We start from the raw sequence: 18148 nt of genomic DNA on the forward strand, positions 1-18148 counted from the left end.
AGGACTAAGAGAGGAAGCGCATCATGAGTACACCATTGTTAATTGCCCGGACGCTGGAAAAAGAGCTGTATTTACTGCCCGCGATGGCGAACCGCCACGGTCTGATTACCGGAGCCACCGGCACAGGGAAAACAGTCACTCTGCAGAAGCTGGCGGAGTCACTTTCAGAGATTGGCGTGCCGGTCTTTATGGCTGACGTAAAAGGCGATTTAACCGGTGTGGCTCAGGAGGGTACCGCTTCTGAAAAACTGATCGAGCGACTGAAGAATATTGGCATTACGGACTGGATGCCGCACAGCAACCCGGTGGTAGTCTGGGATATCTTTGGCGAGAAAGGCCACCCGGTGCGCGCCACCGTCTCCGATCTCGGCCCGCTGCTGCTGGCCCGCCTGCTTAACCTCAACGACGTGCAGTCCGGCGTGCTGAATATTATCTTCCGTATTGCCGACGATCAGGGACTGCTTCTGCTTGATTTCAAAGATCTGCGCGCCATTACCCAGTACATCGGTGATAACGCCAAATCTTTCCAGAACCAGTACGGCAATATCAGCAGCGCTTCTGTCGGGGCCATTCAACGTGGGTTACTGACCCTGGAGCAACAGGGCGCCGAACACTTCTTCGGCGAGCCGATGCTGGATATCAAGGACTGGATGCGCACCGACAGCAACGGCAAAGGCATTATCAACATTCTGAGTTCAGAAAAGCTCTATCAGATGCCGAAACTCTACGCCGCCAGCCTGCTGTGGATGCTCTCCGAGCTGTACGAGCAGTTACCGGAAGCGGGCGATCTGGAAAAACCGAAGCTGGTCTTCTTCTTTGACGAAGCACATCTGCTGTTTAACGACGCGCCGCAGGTGCTGCTGGATAAAATTGAACAGGTCATCCGGCTGATCCGCTCCAAAGGCGTTGGCGTCTGGTTTGTCTCGCAAAACCCGTCGGATATCCCGGATAACGTGCTCGGCCAGCTTGGTAACCGCGTGCAGCACGCCCTGCGCGCCTTTACGCCGAAAGATCAGAAAGCGGTAAAAGCCGCCGCGCAAACCATGCGCGCCAATCCTGCCTTTGATACCGAAGCGGAGATTCAGGCGTTGGGCACCGGTGAAGCGCTGATCTCATTCCTTGATGCGAAGGGCAGCCCCTCCATCGTGGAGCGCGCCATGGTGATAGCACCTTGTTCGCGAATGGGGCCCGTTACCGACGATGAACGTAACGGCCTGATTAATCACTCCCCGGTGTACGGCAAGTATGAAGACGAGGTGGACCGGGAATCTGCGTTCGAGATGCTGCAAAAAGGGGTACAGGCAACCACCGAATCGCAGGATGCCCCCCCCGCGAAGGGCCAGTCAGTCGCGGTGGATGACGGCATTCTGGGCGGGCTGAAAGACATTTTGTTTGGCACCACCGGGCCGCGCGGCGGGAAACGCGACGGCGTAGTGCAGACCATGGCGAAAAGCGCCGCGCGGCAGGTCACCAATCAGATTGTGCGCGGCATGCTGGGGAGTCTGTTAGGCGGCCGCCGTCGGTAGACGGGGAACCCACGGGCGGCCCAGCGCCGAACCCTGTACGCCGTTTTCCTGAAGATAGCGGTCGATTTCCACCATCCCCGTCCAGCGGTTCTCACACCAGAGCGGTGCCAGAAGCGTTGGACGGCGGGCGCTTGCCGAGATGCGGTGGTAAACAATCTCCGGCGGCGTATGGCGAATCATCTCCCCCGCCGTCACCGTATAGTCGTCGAGTTCGATACCACTTAACCGCCCCGCTTCCCAGGCTTTCGCCATTATGCTGCCCTTCACAATATGCAGCGGATGCAGCTTAATGCCGTCCACGCCGGTCTCAACGACTTTTTCTAGCGTTTCCAGCCCGTGCTGCTGCCCTTCTCCCGGCAAGCCGACAATCAGATGCGAGCAGACTTTTAATCCACGCTCACGGGCGAGACGCGTGGTGCGCTGGTAGCAGGCGAAATCATGCCCGCGATTGATACGGTGCAGGGTTTTGTCGTGCGCGGTCTGCAAGCCCAGCTCCAGCCAGATCTCGTAGCCCTTTTCTTTGTACTCGCTAAGTAAATCCAGCACGGCCTCTGGCACGCAGTCCGGACGCGTCCCCACGCACAGCCCGACAATGTTCGCCTGGTTTACCGCCTGTTGATACATAGCTCGCAGTACCTGCACTTCCGCCCACGTGCTGGTGTAGGCCTGAAAATAGGCCAGATACTGCCTGGCGCGGTTCACAAGGCTGGCCTGATGCGCGAGTTGCTCTGCGATAGATTTATGCTGCTGGGCTTCGTCAGCAAACGAGGCCACGTTACAGAAGGTGCAGCCGCCGCGCCCGATGGTACCGTCGCGATTCGGGCAGCTAAAACCGCCGTGCAGCGTCAGCTTATGAACCTTTTGCCCATACCGCTGCAAAAGATCCCCACCAAACATATTGACTAATTTCTGTAACTGCATAATCTGATAGACCGTCCCGAAGAAAGGGGACAAGCCTGCCATTTTTAGCCTCTGTCGGCGATGACCTGGATCAATCGCCCTGGACGGCTTTTATCTGTATGAATAAATACTCAGGATTACTGCAATTTCATTCACGATTCTCGTGATTACTTTTCCTTATGTTCTGATTGTTTTTTTCATTTATAGCACCACCACTGAAAAACAGTGGCTTTATGCGGGTTTGCAGTCAATGCCAGATTATTATTCTGCTATAAAACTGCTATTCAGCACGCTACATTGATAATACCGCTTTCATATAGTGAGTCAGATCACACTCCGCTGCGTCCTGCCAGGACATACAATCAATGTAAAAATAGTTAAATCCCATTTAATTACAATAAGATAAACTCTCTTTAGCACATTTTTGTATAAATAAGATTGCCATTTGACCTGTGTACCAATTCCCGATAAGTTGGAAATCCGCTGGAAGCTTTCTGGATGAGCGGCCTGCTCATCATATTTATGCAGTAATTGAGATTCCCTCTGAAGCAAGTCCTCAAACTTGTTTACCTGCGCGAAAGGATGAAAAAGAGGGCGAATGCGAGGTCCGCGTATGAAACGCTAACCCCGTCGCCATGCTCTTTCTGCGCCTGTGCGCCACGGTAAAGTTCAGGGGGAAGCCCGACGAGCCTGGGGAGGTTCACTGATATGTTGTACGATAAATCCCTTGAGAAGGATAACTGTGGTTTCGGCCTGATCGCCCACATAGAAGGCGAACCTAGCCACAAGGTAGTGCGTACTGCTATTCACGCACTGGCCCGTATGCAGCACCGTGGCGCCATCCTTGCCGATGGTAAAACCGGCGACGGTTGCGGCCTGCTGCTGCAAAAACCGGATCGTTTCTTCCGTATCGTGGCGGAAGAGCGCGGCTGGCGTTTAGCCAAAAACTACGCAGTCGGCATGCTGTTCCTGAATCAGGATCCTGAAAAAGCAGCCGCCTCACGCCGCATCGTTGAAGAAGAACTTCAGCGTGAAACCCTGTCGATTGTCGGCTGGCGCGATGTGCCAACCAACGAAGGGGTGCTCGGTGAAATCGCCCTCTCCTCGCTGCCTCGTATTGAACAGATTTTTGTTAACGCGCCTGCCGGCTGGCGTCCGCGCGATATGGAACGCCGTCTGTTCATCGCCCGTCGCCGCATTGAAAAACGTCTCCAGGACGATAAAGAGTTCTATGTCTGTAGCCTCTCTAACCTGGTGAACATCTATAAAGGTCTGTGTATGCCGGCTGACCTGCCGCGCTTCTACCTTGACCTGGCGGACCTGCGTCTGGAATCGGCCATTTGCCTGTTCCACCAGCGCTTCTCCACCAACACCGTTCCACGCTGGCCGCTGGCTCAGCCGTTCCGCTACCTGGCGCACAACGGCGAGATCAACACCATCACCGGTAACCGCCAGTGGGCACGTGCCCGTACCTATAAGTTCCAGACTCCGCTGATCCCTGACCTGCACGATGCCGCGCCGTTCGTGAACGAAACCGGCTCTGACTCCAGCTCCATGGATAACATGCTGGAACTGCTGCTGGCGGGCGGGATGGACATCGTGCGCGCCATGCGTCTGCTTGTGCCACCGGCCTGGCAGAACAACCCGGATATGGACCCTGAGCTGCGCGCGTTCTTCGACTTTAACTCCATGCACATGGAGCCGTGGGACGGCCCGGCGGGCATCGTCATGTCCGACGGTCGTTTTGCCGCCTGTAACCTGGACCGTAACGGTCTGCGTCCGGCACGCTACGTCATCACCAAAGACAAGCTCATCACCTGCGCCTCTGAAGTCGGGATCTGGGATTACCAGCCTGACGAAGTGGTCGAAAAAGGCCGCGTTGGTCCGGGCGAGTTGATGGTTATCGACACCCGCGGCGGCCGTATTCTGCACTCCGCCGAAACCGACAACGATCTGAAAAGCCGCCATCCGTACAAAGAGTGGATGGAGAAAAACGTGCGTCGTCTGGTGCCGTTTGAAGATCTGTCGGACGAAGAAGTGGGCAGCCGCGAGCTGGACGATGACACTCTCGCGAGCTTCCAGAAGCAGTTTAACTACAGCGCGGAAGAGCTGGACTCGGTTATTCGCGTACTGGGTGAAAACGGCCAGGAAGCGGTCGGCTCCATGGGTGACGATACCCCGTTTGCCGTGCTCTCCAGCCAGCCGCGCATTATTTACGACTACTTCCGCCAGCAGTTTGCGCAGGTGACCAACCCGCCAATCGATCCGCTGCGCGAAGCACACGTGATGTCGCTGGCGACGAGCATTGGCCGCGAGATGAACGTCTTCTGCGAAGCCGAAGGCCAGGCGCACCGTCTGACCTTTAAATCGCCGATCCTACTGTACTCCGATTTCAAACAGCTCACCACCATGACCGAGGAGCACTACCGCGCCGACACGCTCGACATTACGTTCGACGTGACCGAAGCGACCCTCGAAGAGACGGTGAATGCGCTATGTGACAAAGCCGAACAGATGGTGCGTAACGGTACCGTTCTGCTGGTACTGTCCGACCGCAATATCGCGAAAAACCGTCTGCCGGTGCCTGCACCCATGGCGGTGGGGGCTATCCAGACGCGTCTGGTCGATAAGAGCCTGCGCTGCGATGCCAACATCATTGTGGAAACCGCCAGCGCCCGCGACCCGCACCACTTTGCGGTGCTGTTAGGCTTTGGCGCGACGGCGATCTACCCGTACCTGGCCTACGAAACGCTGGCCCGTCTGGTAGATACCCGCGCGATCGACAAAGACTACCGTGCCGTGATGCTGAACTACCGTAACGGCATCAACAAAGGTCTGTACAAGATCATGTCCAAAATGGGCATCTCGACCATTGCCTCCTACCGCTGTTCGAAGCTGTTTGAAGCGGTCGGCCTGCATGACGAGGTCGCCAACCTCTGCTTCCAGGGCGTGGTCAGCCGCATCGGCGGTGCCGGTTTTGCAGACTTCCAGCAGGACCTGGTAAACCTGTCCAAACGCGCCTGGCTGGCACGTAAGCCGCTGGATCAGGGCGGTCTGCTGAAATACGTTCACGGTGGCGAATATCATGCCTACAACCCGGACGTGGTGCGCACGCTGCAGCAGGCGGTTCAGAGCGGCGAATACAGTGATTACCAGCAGTACGCCGAGCTGGTGAACAACCGTCCGGCGGCGACGCTGCGCGACCTCATTGCCCTCAATCCGGGTGAGGAAGCGGTCAGCATTGACGAGGTTGAGCCTGCATCCGAACTGTTCAAACGCTTCGATACCGCGGCGATGTCCATCGGCGCGCTGAGCCCGGAAGCCCACGAAGCGCTGGCGGAAGCCATGAACAGCATCGGCGGCAACTCCAACTCCGGCGAAGGCGGCGAAGATCCGGCGCGTTACGGCACCAACAAAGTGTCCCGTATCAAGCAGGTGGCATCAGGCCGCTTCGGCGTCACGCCAGCGTACCTGGTCAACGCCGACGTGATTCAGATTAAAGTCGCTCAGGGTGCTAAACCGGGCGAAGGCGGTCAGCTGCCGGGTGATAAAGTTACCCCGTACATCGCCAAACTGCGCTATTCCGTGCCGGGCGTGACGCTGATCTCCCCGCCGCCGCACCACGATATCTACTCTATCGAGGACTTAGCGCAGCTGATTTTCGATCTGAAGCAGGTTAACCCGAAAGCGATGATCTCCGTGAAGCTGGTTTCCGAACCGGGCGTCGGCACCATCGCCACCGGCGTGGCGAAAGCCTATGCGGACCTGATCACCATCGCCGGTTACGACGGCGGCACCGGCGCAAGCCCGCTCTCCTCCGTGAAATACGCGGGTTGTCCGTGGGAGCTTGGCCTGGTGGAAACCCAGCAGGCGCTGGTCGCTAACGGCCTGCGTCATAAGATCCGTCTGCAGGTGGACGGCGGCCTGAAAACTGGCCTCGACATCATCAAGGCGGCAATCCTCGGCGCGGAAAGCTTCGGCTTCGGTACCGGCCCGATGGTTGCGCTCGGCTGCAAATACCTGCGTATTTGCCACCTGAACAACTGCGCAACCGGCGTTGCGACTCAGGACGAAAAGCTGCGTAAGAATCACTACCACGGTCTGCCGTTCAAAGTGACCAACTACTTTGACTTTATCGCCCGTGAAACCCGCGAGCTGATGGCGCAGCTGGGCGTGAAGCGTCTGGTAGACCTGATTGGCCGCACCGACCTGCTGAAAGAGCTGGAAGGTTTCACGGCCAAGCAGCAGAAGCTGGAGCTGTCCAAGCTGCTGGAAACCGCTCAGCCGCATCCTGGCAAAGCGGTTTACTGTACCGAGAACAACCCGCCGTTCGACAACGGCGTGCTGAACGCGCAGTTGCTGCAGCAGGCGAAGCCGTACGTGGACGAGAAGCAGAGCAAAACGTTCTGGTTTGATATCCGCAACACCGACCGTTCCGTGGGCGCGTCTCTGTCCGGCTACATCGCGCAGACGCACGGTGACCAGGGGCTGGCGGCGGATCCGATTATCGCGCACTTCAGCGGTACCGCGGGTCAGAGCTTCGGCGTCTGGAACGCAGGTGGCGTTGAGCTGTACCTTACCGGCGATGCCAACGACTACGTCGGTAAAGGCATGGCGGGCGGTTTGCTGGCGGTGCGTCCTCCGGTCGGCTCAGCCTTCCGCAGTCATGAAGCCAGCATCATCGGTAACACCTGCCTCTACGGCGCGACCGGCGGTCGTCTGTTCGCCGCAGGCCGTGCGGGCGAACGTTTTGCGGTGCGTAACTCCGGTGCGATCACCGTGGTGGAAGGTATCGGCGATAACGGCTGTGAATACATGACGGGCGGGATTGTTTGCGTTCTGGGTAAAACCGGCGTGAACTTCGGCGCAGGTATGACGGGCGGTTTTGCCTACGTCCTGGATGAAGACGGTGAGTTCCGCAAACGCGTGAACCCGGAGCTGGTGGAAGTGCTGGACGTTGATACGCTGGCCATCCACGAAGAACACCTGCGCGGTTTAATTACCGAACACGTGCAGCATACCGGTTCTTCGCGCGGCGAAGAGATCCTGGCAAACTGGCCGGCGTTCTCTGCGAAATTCGCGCTGGTGAAGCCGAAGTCCAGCGATGTTAAAGCCCTGTTGGGTCACCGTAGTCGTAGCGCAGCAGAGCTGCGCGTGCAGGCGCAGTAAGGAATTCAGATGAGCCAGAACGTATACCAGTTTATCGACCTGCAGCGTGTTGATCCGCCAAAGAAACCGCTGAAGATCCGCAAAATTGAATTTGTTGAAATCTACGAGCCATTTTCAGAAGGCCAGGCCAAAGCACAGGCAGACCGCTGCCTGTCCTGCGGTAACCCTTACTGCGAATGGAAGTGTCCGGTACACAACTACATCCCGAACTGGCTGAAGCTGGCCAACGAAGGACGTATTTTTGAAGCCGCCGAGCTGTCTCACCAGACCAATACCCTGCCGGAAGTGTGCGGCCGCGTGTGTCCTCAGGACCGTCTGTGCGAAGGCTCCTGTACGCTGAACGACGAGTTTGGCGCGGTGACCATCGGCAACATTGAGCGCTATATCAACGATAAAGCGTTCGAGATGGGCTGGCGTCCGGATATGACCGGCGTGCGTCAAACCGACAAGCGCGTGGCCATCATCGGCGCGGGCCCGGCGGGCCTGGCCTGTGCAGACGTGCTGACCCGCAACGGCGTGAAGGCGGTAGTCTTTGACCGTCATCCGGAAATTGGCGGTCTGCTGACCTTCGGTATCCCGGCTTTCAAGCTGGAAAAAGAGGTTATGACCCGCCGCCGCGAAATCTTCACCGGCATGGGCATTGAGTTCAAACTGAACGTGGAAGTAGGCCGCGACGTGCAGCTCGACGACCTGCTGAAGGATTACGACGCCGTGTTCCTGGGCGTGGGCACTTATCAGTCCATGCGCGGTGGTCTGGAGAACGAAGATGCGCCAGGCGTGTACGACGCGCTGCCGTTCCTGATTGCGAATACCAAACAGCTAATGGGCTACGGCGAGACCGCCGATGAGCCGTTCGTCAGCATGGAAGGCAAACGCGTGGTGGTGCTGGGCGGCGGTGATACCGCGATGGACTGCGTGCGTACCTCCATTCGCCAGAATGCGGCGCATGTCATCTGTGCCTACCGTCGTGACGAAGAGAACATGCCGGGCTCTAAGCGCGAAGTGAAAAACGCGCGTGAAGAGGGCGTCGAATTCCAGTTCAACATCCAGCCTCTGGGTATTGAAGTGAATGCCAACGGTAAAGTGAGCGGCGTGAAGATGGCGCGCACTGAGATGGGCGCACCGGATGCGAAAGGCCGTCGTCGTGCAGAAATTGTTGCCGGTTCCGAGCATGTGATCCCGGCCGATGCCGTGGTGATGGCGTTCGGTTTCCGTCCTCACAGCATGGAGTGGCTGGCGAAGCACAGCGTCGAGCTGGATTCGCAGGGCCGCGTAATCGCGCCAGAAGGTAGCGATAATGCGTTCCAGACCAGCAACCCGAAAATCTTCGCCGGCGGCGATATCGTTCGCGGTTCTGACCTGGTGGTAACGGCGATTGCCGAAGGGCGTAAAGCAGCAGACGGTATTCTTAACTACCTGGAAGTGTAAAAAAACAGGCCCGATTGGGCCTGTTTTTTATTTCACGACGCGCAGCGCCGGGCGACCACCGCGCGGTGGCGGATCGTCATCCGGATCGTTGTCATCAGCATGATCCGGTTTATCTCCATCGATAATGGACATCACCGTCTCACTTTCAGTACCTGATGGCGACTCATCGTCATTCAGGCTGGCAACATCTTCGTCATACGCCGCTTCCGGCTCGAACATGGTACCCGCACCGTTTTCACGGGCGTAGATAGCCAGAACAGCAGCCAGCGGTACGGAAACCTGACGCGGCACACCGCCAAAACGCGCGTTGAAGCGCACTTCGTCGTTTGCCAGTTCCAGGTTGCCCACCGCACGCGGCGCAATGTTCAGTACAATCTGTCCATCACGTGCGTATTCCATCGGAACCAGCACGCCCGGCAACGTCACATCCACAACCAGGTGCGGCGTGAGCTGGTTATCCAGCAGCCATTCATAGAAGGCGCGCAGCAGATACGGACGGCGTGGGGTGAGTTGTGACATTTCCACAGTCATTAGCCTCGGCCGAGACGCATTTCACGTTCCGGTTCAGTTAAAGATGCCAGGAAAGAGTCGCGCTCAAAGACGCGCGTCATGTAGCCTTTCAGCTCTTTCGCGCCAGGACCGCTGAACTCTACCCCCAGGGTTGGCAGGCGCCACAGCAGTGGAGCCAGGTAGCAATCGACCAGGCTGAACTCATCGCTCAGGAAGAACGGTTTCTGACCAAACACAGGGGCAATTGCCAGCAGCTCTTCACGCAGTTGCTTACGCGCAGCGTCGGCTTCGGAAGCGGAACCGCTGGTGATGACGTTCATCAGCGAGTACCAGTCTTTTTCGATACGCTGCATGTACAGGCGGCTTTCACCACGCGCAACAGGGTAAACAGGCATCAGCGGCGGATGCGGGAAACGCTCATCCAGGTATTCCATAATGATACGGGATTCCCACAGGGTCAGCTCGCGATCCACCAGCGTCGGTACGCTTTGGCTCGGGTTGAGATCGATCAGATCCTGAGGCGGGTTATCCTTTTCCACATGCTCGATCTCAAAACTGACACCCTTCTCGGCCAGCACGATACGAACCTGATGGCTATAAATGTCAGTAGGACCAGAAAACAGCGTCATTACCGAACGTTTGTTGGCAGCGACAGCCATGAAAACCTCCAGGTATATTCAGAATTTTTACTGCTACCGGCCCAACAGGGGCCAGCCAGATGTTGTATCGCCCATCCCAGAGAAGACACATTGTTCAAGAATCGAACAAAAAGCGAGTATTCACCGATATTTGGGCAGAAAATTGGATGATAGTTTACCAGATTTTGATGGCTTTGTGGTGAGGGGATTCTGGAAATGTGGAAAAAGAGAAGATATATGCATGGAGATTGTGGATAACCTGCGCATTATCCATAAAAAAACCCGCCGAAGCGGGTTTTTCGCCAATCGTTCTGCGTAAGCAGAATGGATTAACGTTTGGAGAACTGTGGACGACGACGTGCTTTACGCAGACCCACTTTCTTACGTTCAACCTGACGAGCGTCACGAGTAACGAAGCCAGCTTTACGCAGTTCAGAACGCAGGGATTCGTCGTACTCCATCAGAGCGCGGGTGATACCGTGACGGATCGCACCTGCCTGACCGGAGATACCACCACCTTTAACGGTGATGTACAGATCCAGTTTTTCTACCATATCAACCAGTTCCAGCGGCTGGCGAACTACCATGCGGGCAGTTTCGCGACCGAAGTATTGTTCCAGAGAACGCTGATTGATTACGATTTTACCACTGCCCGGTTTGATGAAAACGCGAGCTGCGGAACTTTTGCGGCGACCAGTGCCGTAGTATTGATTTTCAGCCATTGCCTATAATCCCGATTAGATGTCAAGAACTTGCGGTTGCTGTGCCGCGTGGTTGTGCTCGTTGCCTGCGTAAACTTTCAGTTTACGGAACATAGCACGACCCAGCGGGCCTTTTGGCAGCATGCCTTTAACCGCGATTTCAATCACACGCTCAGGACGGCGGGCAATCATCTCTTCAAAGGTCGCTTCTTTGATACCACCGATGTGGCCGGTGTGGTGGTAGTACATTTTGTCAGTACGCTTGTTGCCGGTAACAGCAACTTTGTCAGCGTTCAGAACGATGATGTAATCACCGGTATCAACGTGCGGAGTGTATTCCGCTTTATGCTTACCGCGCAGGCGACGAGCCAGTTCAGTAGCCAGACGGCCCAGAGTTTTACCGGTCGCGTCAACAACATACCAGTCGCGCTGTACGGTTTCTGGTTTAGCTGTAAAAGTTTTCATTAAAAGCTTACCCAAATAATAAGTTACACGTTGGTGAACACCCAAACGTTTAGTCAGTTGAGGTTCACACGACAAAGTCCGGCAAACCTACCCCTTCGAATAGCACATGCCGACACATAGAAAGTTTCGGGAAAAAAACCTTCTCGTAACGTGGGGTCGCAAGATTATAGAGAAGTTGAGGTCAAAGATCGACCCTTAAATGTGATTTGGAATGGGTTTTTCGGGGTTAGATATTGTGCGGTCTGGTGCCCTCACCCCCAGCCCCTCTCCCACAGGGAGAGGGTGGCGTTTGTTAAGGCCTGATGCCCTCACCCCCAGCCCCTCTCCCACGGGGAGAGGGGAGCATTTATTACGGCATATGCTCCAGCTTCAGGTATTCCTCGCTCTGCATCTCCTGCAGGCGCGAAAGGCAGCGCTGGAACTCAAACTTCAGCCGCTCCCCCTGGTAGATCTCATATAAAGGCACCTCGGCGCTGACCACCAGCTTAACGTGGCGCTCGTAAAACTCGTCCACCAGCGCAATGAAGCGCCGCGCTTCACTTTCCATCAGCCGCGTCATAACCGGCACATCCAGCATCATCACGGTGTGGAACAGGCGCGAAAGCGCAATGTAGTCATGCTGGCTGCGGGCATCCACGCAGAGCGTCGCAAAAGAGACCGCCAGCGTTTGATTTTCTACGCCAAGGGTAGGCAACGGGCGATGGTTAATCTCCAGCGTCGGTGCGTTTTCCCGTTTTGCGCCCGCCAGCGCCAGCCAGAGTTTATCCATCTCGCGGGTGGTATCGGCGTTTAACGGTGAAAGCCACAGGTGCGCCTGCGTTAACGTGCGCAGACGATAATCAACACCCGCGTCGACATTCATGATGTCGCAGTGCTGTTTGATGGCATCGATGGCGGGCAGGAAGCGCGCCCGCTGCAGGCCGTTGCGATAGAGTTCATCCGGCGGGATATTCGACGTGGCAACGAGGGTGATCCCGCGGGCAAACAGCGCCTTCATCAGGCCGCCTAACAGCATGGCGTCGGTGATGTCCGAAACAAAAAACTCATCGAAGCAGAGCACGTCCGTTTCCGCCTTGAAACTGTCGGCCACAATCTCCAGCGGATCGCTTTTGCCCTGCAGCGCAGTCAGTTCCTCATGAACCCGGAGCATAAAACGATGGAAGTGCAGGCGCTGTTTACGCGCGCCCGGCAGGCTGAGATAAAAGAGATCCATCAGCCAGGTTTTTCCGCGCCCGACGCCGCCCCACATATATAAACCGCGCACCGGCGCGTGGGCCTGTGGTGCTTTTTTGCCGAGCAGGCGTCCAAATGCGGCCTTGAGCCCACCACTCTGTTCTATTTCGTCTGGTTTTGCCGTGAGTTTCTGATAAATCATCTCCAGACGGTTTACCGCTTCACGTTGAACGTCATCCGGTTGGTGCGTACCCTCGCTAAGGGCCAGTTGATATCGCGATGCAGGGGACAGGTTTTGCATAATCTTATAGTTATTCCTTCAATTAACGCTCACCAGCAGGCGTGACTGATGAAAAAAAGGCCGTTCTACACTACGCGATGATACGTCAGGATTCCACTTCTGCGGAAATAGCGGTTATAGTGGCATTATCAGGCACAGGCAGGAGCCGAGCCAACACCCTACGGAACAACAAGACAACGGGAGAAGTTCATGACCTGGGAATATGCGCTAATCGGTTTAGTCGTCGGCATCGTGATCGGTGCTGTGGCCATGCGTTTCGGTAACCGCAAATTGCGTCAGCAGCAGTCACTGCAGTACGAACTGGAAAAGAATAAAGCTGAACTGGAAGAGTATCGCGAAGAGCTGGTCAGCCACTTTGCCCGTAGCGCCGAGCTGCTGGACAACATGGCGACCGACTACCGTCAGCTGTATCAGCATATGGCGAAAAGCTCCAGCAGCCTCCTGCCGGAAATGACCGCGGAAACTAACCCGTTCCGTAACCGTCTGGCAGACTCAGAGGCCGGTAACGATCAGGCTCCGGTCCAGATGCCACGCGACTACTCTGACGGCGCGTCCGGCCTGCTGCGCGGTGGCGCAAAACGCGATTAATCGCACAACATGAATATATTTTACGGGCGCATCTCTTGCGCCCGTCCTTTCTTCCCGTCCCCAGCTATTATTTAGTCACACACCTCATTGTTCAGCGGTATAAAATTCAATAACATCATCATGATTGTGGGCGGTTCTTCTTTCATTCCAGGATACGAGAGTCAGCATCAATGAAGAAAAAAAACCAGCTGTTGAGCGCTTTAGCGTTAAGTGTCGGGTTATCTCTCTCGGCATCCTTCCCTGCCAGTGCGGCGCTGCCTTCGCAGGTGCCGGGACAAGCAGCCATTCCAAGCCTCGCGCCAATGCTGGAAAAAGTGTTGCCTGCGGTCGTCAGCGTTCAGGTAGAAGGCACGGCAGTGCAAAGCCAGCGCGTACCGGAAGAACTGAAAAAATATTTTGGCGATGAGTCTCCCGACCAGCAGGCTCAGCCTTTTGAAGGCCTCGGTTCTGGCGTCATCATTGATGCGGCCAAAGGCTATATTCTGACCAACAATCATGTCATTAGTCAGGCCGATAAAATCAGCGTCCAGCTGAACGATGGCCGCGAATTTGACGCCAAACTGATTGGCGGCGATGACCAGAGCGACATCGCACTGTTGCAGGTGCAGAACCCGAACAATCTGACTCAGATTGCCATTGCGGATTCCGACAAACTGCGCGTCGGTGATTTTGCCGTTGCCGTGGGCAACCCTTTTGGCTTAGGTCAAACCGCCACCTCCGGCATTATCTCTGCGCTGGGGCGTAGCGGCCTGAATCTGGAAGGGCTGGAAAACTTCATCCAGACCGATGCCTCAATCAACCGCGGGAACTCTGGCGGAGCGCTACTCAACCTTAACGGCGAGCTGATTGGGATTAACACGGCGATTCTGGCCCCGGGTGGCGGCAGCATTGGGATCGGCTTTGCTATCCCGAGCAATATGGCCAAAACGCTGGCGCAGCAACTTATCCAGTTCGGCGAAGTCAAACGCGGGCTGCTGGGTATTAAAGGCATGGAGATGAGCGCGGATATCGCGAAAGCGTTCAATATCAACGTGCAGCGCGGTGCATTTGTCAGTGAAGTACTGCCAAATTCCGGCTCGGCAAAAGCTGGCATCAAATCGGGCGATGTGATCGTCAGCCTCAACGACAAGCCGTTGAGCAGCTTTGCTGAACTGCGTTCGCGTATCGCCACCACCGAACCGGGGGCGAAAGTGAAGCTGGGACTGATCCGTGACGGTAAGCCGCTGAACGTCGAAGTGACGCTGGACAAGAGCACCTCGTCCTCTGCCAGTGCGGAGCTTATCGCCCCTGCGCTGCAGGGGGCAGCGCTGAGCGACGGACAGCTGAAAGACGGTACGAAAGGCATTCGCATCGACACCGTCGAAAAGAGCAGCCCTGCCGCGCAGGCCGGATTGCATCAGGAAGATGTGATCATTGGCGTGAACCGCAATCGCGTGCAGTCCATTGCCGAACTGCGCAAGGTGCTGGAGAGTAAACCGGCGGTTATTGCCCTGCAGGTCATGCGTGGCAATGAGTCCATCTACATTCTGTTGCGCTAAGCATTTGCGATCCCGGACATCACCGCTGCGTGTGATGTCCGGATAACTCATGCTATGCTGCAAATCGTTCCTTTTATCACGACACGCGCATCATGCTTTTAAAGCTCTTACGTTCCATTGTCATTGGTTTGATTGTCGCTGGCCTGCTGCTGCTGGCGATGCCGTCTTTACGTCAGTTCAATAAGCTGTCGGCTCCCCAGTTCGACAGCACGGATGAAACGCCAGCGACCTATAACCAGGCCGTTCGCCGTGCCGCCCCTGCCGTGGTTAACGTGTATAACCGCGGCCTCAATAGCTCAGCGCATAACCAGCTGGAGATCCGCACCCTTGGCTCCGGGGTGATTATGGACGAGCGCGGCTACATTATTACGAATAAGCACGTGATCAACGATGCGGACCAGATCATCGTCGCCCTGCAGGATGGCCGCGTGTTTGAGGCGCTGCTTGTGGGTTCAGACAGCCTCACCGACCTGGCCGTCCTGAAGATTAACGCCACGGGCGGCTTGCCGGTCATCCCGATCAACCGTAAACGCACGCCTCACATTGGCGATGTCGTCCTGGCAATCGGTAACCCTTATAACCTCGGCCAGACGATTACCCAGGGGATCATCAGCGCAACCGGCCGCATTGGCCTCAACCCGTCAGGGCGGCAGAACTTCCTGCAGACCGATGCGTCAATTAACCACGGTAACTCCGGCGGCGCGCTGGTCAACTCGCTGGGCGAGCTGATGGGCATTAACACCCTCTCGTTCGATAAAAGTAACGACGGCGAGACGCCGGAAGGGATCGGTTTTGCTATTCCGTTCCAGCTGGCGACCAAGATTATGGATAAGCTGATCCGCGACGGACGCGTGATCCGCGGTTATATCGGTATCGGCGGGCGCGAAATTGCACCAATGCATACTCAGGGCGGCGGTATCGATCAGATTCAGGGTATCGTGGTCAACGAGGTGGCACCGGGCGGTCCGGCGGCTAACGCGGGGATTCAGGTCAATGATGTCATTGTGTCGGTCAACGGCACGCCAGCAGTCTCTGCGCTGGAGACGATGGACCAGGTGGCCGAAATTCGCCCTGGCTCTATCATCCCTGTTGAGATCATGCGCAACGATAAGAAAATGACGCTGCATGTGACGATTCAGGAATATCCGGCAACAAATTAACAGCCATAAAAAAACCGAAGCCAGTAAGCGCTTCGGTTTTTTTCGCCGGGAGACGCTTCGTTTTACTTGTTAACGAACTCTTCGCCCAGGGTGATATCTTTCTTCAGCGTATCCAGCATGCCTTCCATCGCGTTTTGTTCAAACGCACTCAGCGTACCAATGGATTTACGCTCTTCGATACCGTTTTTGCCCAGCAGCAGCGGCTGAGAGAAGAAACGAGCATGTTCACCATCGCCTTCAACGTAAGCGCATTCAACAACGCCTTTCTCGCCCTGCAGAGCGCGAACCAGTGACAGACCGAAACGCGCTGCCGCCTGGCCCATAGACAGGGTTGCAGAACCGCCACCCGCCTTCGCTTCCACCACTTCGGTGCCCGCGTTCTGGATACGTTTGGTCAGGTCAGCCACTTCCTGCTCGGTGAAGCTCACGCCTGGGATCTGCGACAGCAGAGGCAGAATGGTCACACCAGAGTGGCCGCCGATAACCGGCACTTCAACTTCAGTTGGCTGTTTGCCTTTCAGCTCAGCAACGAAAGTATTGGAACGGATGATATCCAGCGTGGTCACGCCGAACAGTTTGTTTTTGTCGTAAACACCCGCTTTCTTCAGCACTTCTGCCGCGATAGCAACGGTGGTGTTCACCGGGTTAGTGATGATACCGATGCATGCTTTCGGGCAGGTTTCAGCGATCTGCTGCACCAGGTTTTTCACGATACCCGCATTGACGTTGAACAGGTCTGAACGATCCATGCCTGGCTTACGCGCCACGCCCGCAGAAATCAGCACCACATCAGCGCCCTGCAGCGCAGGACGCGCATCTTCACCGGAGAAGCCTTTGATTTTTACAGCGGTCGGGATGTGGCTCAGGTCAACCGCCACACCAGGGGTTACCGGAGCAATATCGTACAGGGAGAGTTCTGAGCCTGAAGGCAGTTGGGTTTTCAGTAGTAGGGCAAGCGCCTGGCCGATACCACCAGCAGCGCCGAGGACTGCGACTTTCATCCTAAACTCCTTATTATGGTTAACTTAAGTATCTGTAAATCCGTTGCCGCGACCTTAAATCAGCATGTCTTTAATTACAATTTTCGAAGCTAAAGAATTTGAGGTCACACGACTTTATCTCTCACCAGAAAGCTATCTGATGACAGATGGCAACGAATTAAGAGGTGGTTACAATACACCCTGCCACGCCACCAAAACAACATCATTTTGATAACATTTAATTTACTTTTAAGCTTATTTGCATCGCGTGACCCAGGCATGTTTTCTGATAACGAAATCTGATAAAATCACTCCCTTTCATAACATTATTTCAGCCTGGCGCTGAGTAGATAATTTGCATAAAAATTCATCCACATGCATAATAATGTTGTTTCTATCGTCCTTTTCCGGGTGACTTATGCGAAGCTCGTCTAAGCAAGAAGAATTAGTAAAAGCCTTTAAGGCGCTACTTAAAGAAGAGAAATTCAGTTCTCAGGGAGAAATTGTTCAGGCGCTGCAGGAACAAGGCTTCGATAACATCAATCAGTCGAAAGTCTCCCGCATGTTAACCAAGTTTGGCGCAGTGCGTACCCGCAACGCCAAGATGGAGATGGTCTATTGCCTGCCGGCTGAACTTGGCGTGCCGACCACCTCCAGCCCGCTCAAGAATCTGGTTCTCGATATCGACTACAACGACGCCGTTGTGGTCATCCACACAAGCCCGGGTGCCGCGCAGCTGATTGCGCGCATGCTGGACTCGTTGGGTAAAACGGAGGGTATCCTCGGTACCATCGCCGGTGATGACACCATCTTTACCACGCCGGCCAGCGGCTTCTCCGTGAAAGATCTCCACGAAGCGATTCTGGTTCTGTTCGAACAGGAACTGTAATCCCCTCTCCCCGCGGTTCCGCTGCGGGGATCGTTCTGCTTCCGCTGCGTTTCCCCCTCTATTCCACTGAGTCTGGCTTTAACAAATAGTGCTTTTTACCGCCCATTAACATTCACGCAGTGAATGCCACATCAAAAAATCGCACAAAAAATCAAAATAGCATATCCATATGATTTTCTTAG

14 protein-coding genes are annotated in these 18148 nt (G+C 55.6%); 7 read left to right on the forward strand and 7 right to left on the reverse strand.

The window, feature by feature from the left end; genetic code table 11:
- The first annotated feature begins 23 nt into the window (after positions 1-23).
- Positions 24-1526: a helicase HerA-like C-terminal domain-containing protein gene (locus ACWKXT_RS20545; RefSeq protein ID WP_454533306.1), complete on the forward strand. Its 1503-nt coding sequence runs from the start codon at positions 24-26 to the stop codon at positions 1524-1526.
- On the opposite strand, the gene ACWKXT_RS20550 is transcribed toward ACWKXT_RS20545, so the two are convergent.
- Positions 1506-2447, reverse strand: a complete 942-nt coding sequence (locus ACWKXT_RS20550) for a TIGR01212 family radical SAM protein (protein WP_454533325.1) — start codon at positions 2445-2447, stop codon at positions 1506-1508. The two genes, ACWKXT_RS20545 and ACWKXT_RS20550, sit on opposite strands and share 21 nt — an antisense overlap.
- Positions 2448-3134: 687 nt before the next feature.
- On the opposite strand from ACWKXT_RS20550, the gene gltB reads away from it, so the two are divergent.
- A complete protein-coding gene (gene gltB, locus ACWKXT_RS20555; protein WP_454533307.1) occupies positions 3135-7595 on the forward strand; it encodes a glutamate synthase large subunit in 4461 nt (1486 codons plus the stop codon).
- A gap of 9 nt (positions 7596-7604) precedes the next feature.
- A complete protein-coding gene (gene gltD, locus ACWKXT_RS20560; protein WP_454533308.1) occupies positions 7605-9023 on the forward strand; it encodes a glutamate synthase subunit GltD in 1419 nt (472 codons plus the stop codon).
- Positions 9024-9050: 27 nt separating this feature from the next.
- Here the strand turns inward: gltD and sspB are convergent, their stop codons facing one another.
- The 5 genes from sspB to zapE all read right to left on the reverse strand — a co-directional run bounded on the left by sspB (position 9051) and on the right by zapE (position 12811).
- Entirely contained in the window at positions 9051-9548 is a 498-nt protein-coding gene (gene sspB / locus ACWKXT_RS20565) for a ClpXP protease specificity-enhancing factor (RefSeq protein WP_454533309.1), read from the reverse strand.
- Between the two features lie 5 nt (positions 9549-9553).
- Positions 9554-10192, reverse strand: a complete 639-nt coding sequence (gene sspA, locus ACWKXT_RS20570; protein ID WP_014885418.1) for a stringent starvation protein SspA — start codon at positions 10190-10192, stop codon at positions 9554-9556.
- Positions 10193-10500: 308 nt separating this feature from the next.
- Positions 10501-10893 (reverse strand): 30S ribosomal protein S9, encoded by a 393-nt coding sequence (gene rpsI, locus ACWKXT_RS20575; RefSeq protein ID WP_003860436.1) that lies wholly within the window; start codon positions 10891-10893, stop codon positions 10501-10503.
- A 15-nt stretch (positions 10894-10908) separates the two neighbouring features.
- The gene (gene rplM, locus ACWKXT_RS20580; protein ID WP_003860434.1) at positions 10909-11337 is read right to left on the reverse strand and encodes a 50S ribosomal protein L13; all 429 of its coding nucleotides are present in this window, start codon (positions 11335-11337) and stop codon (positions 10909-10911) included.
- Positions 11338-11686: 349 nt separating this feature from the next.
- Positions 11687-12811 carry a cell division protein ZapE gene (gene zapE, locus ACWKXT_RS20585; protein WP_454533310.1) on the reverse strand — a complete coding sequence of 375 codons (1125 nt, stop codon included), beginning with the start codon at positions 12809-12811 and terminating at the stop codon, positions 11687-11689.
- Between the two features lie 189 nt (positions 12812-13000).
- Here zapE and zapG point away from each other — a divergent pair, with 189 nt between their 5' ends.
- The 3 genes from zapG (at position 13001) to degS (ending at position 16097) form a co-directional block, all read left to right on the forward strand.
- Positions 13001-13399, forward strand: coding sequence for a Z-ring associated protein ZapG (gene zapG / locus ACWKXT_RS20590; RefSeq protein ID WP_010436126.1), 399 nt, complete (start codon positions 13001-13003; stop codon positions 13397-13399).
- Positions 13400-13569: 170 nt separating this feature from the next.
- A complete protein-coding gene (degQ, locus tag ACWKXT_RS20595) occupies positions 13570-14937 on the forward strand; it encodes a serine endoprotease DegQ (protein WP_454533311.1) in 1368 nt (455 codons plus the stop codon).
- A 92-nt stretch (positions 14938-15029) separates the two neighbouring features.
- Positions 15030-16097 (forward strand): outer membrane-stress sensor serine endopeptidase DegS, encoded by a 1068-nt coding sequence (degS, locus tag ACWKXT_RS20600; RefSeq protein ID WP_028014593.1) that lies wholly within the window; start codon positions 15030-15032, stop codon positions 16095-16097.
- 62 nt (positions 16098-16159) lie between these two features.
- Here degS and mdh read toward each other — a convergent pair whose 3' ends face one another.
- Positions 16160-17098 carry a malate dehydrogenase gene (gene mdh, locus ACWKXT_RS20605; protein WP_454529613.1) on the reverse strand — a complete coding sequence of 313 codons (939 nt, stop codon included), beginning with the start codon at positions 17096-17098 and terminating at the stop codon, positions 16160-16162.
- Positions 17099-17495: 397 nt separating this feature from the next.
- On the opposite strand from mdh, the gene argR reads away from it, so the two are divergent.
- Positions 17496-17966: a transcriptional regulator ArgR gene (gene argR / locus ACWKXT_RS20610; RefSeq protein ID WP_008502836.1), complete on the forward strand. Its 471-nt coding sequence runs from the start codon at positions 17496-17498 to the stop codon at positions 17964-17966.
- Positions 17967-18148 lie beyond the last annotated feature (182 nt).

The sequence above is a fragment of the Enterobacter sp. UPMP701 genome, assembly GCF_053709515.1.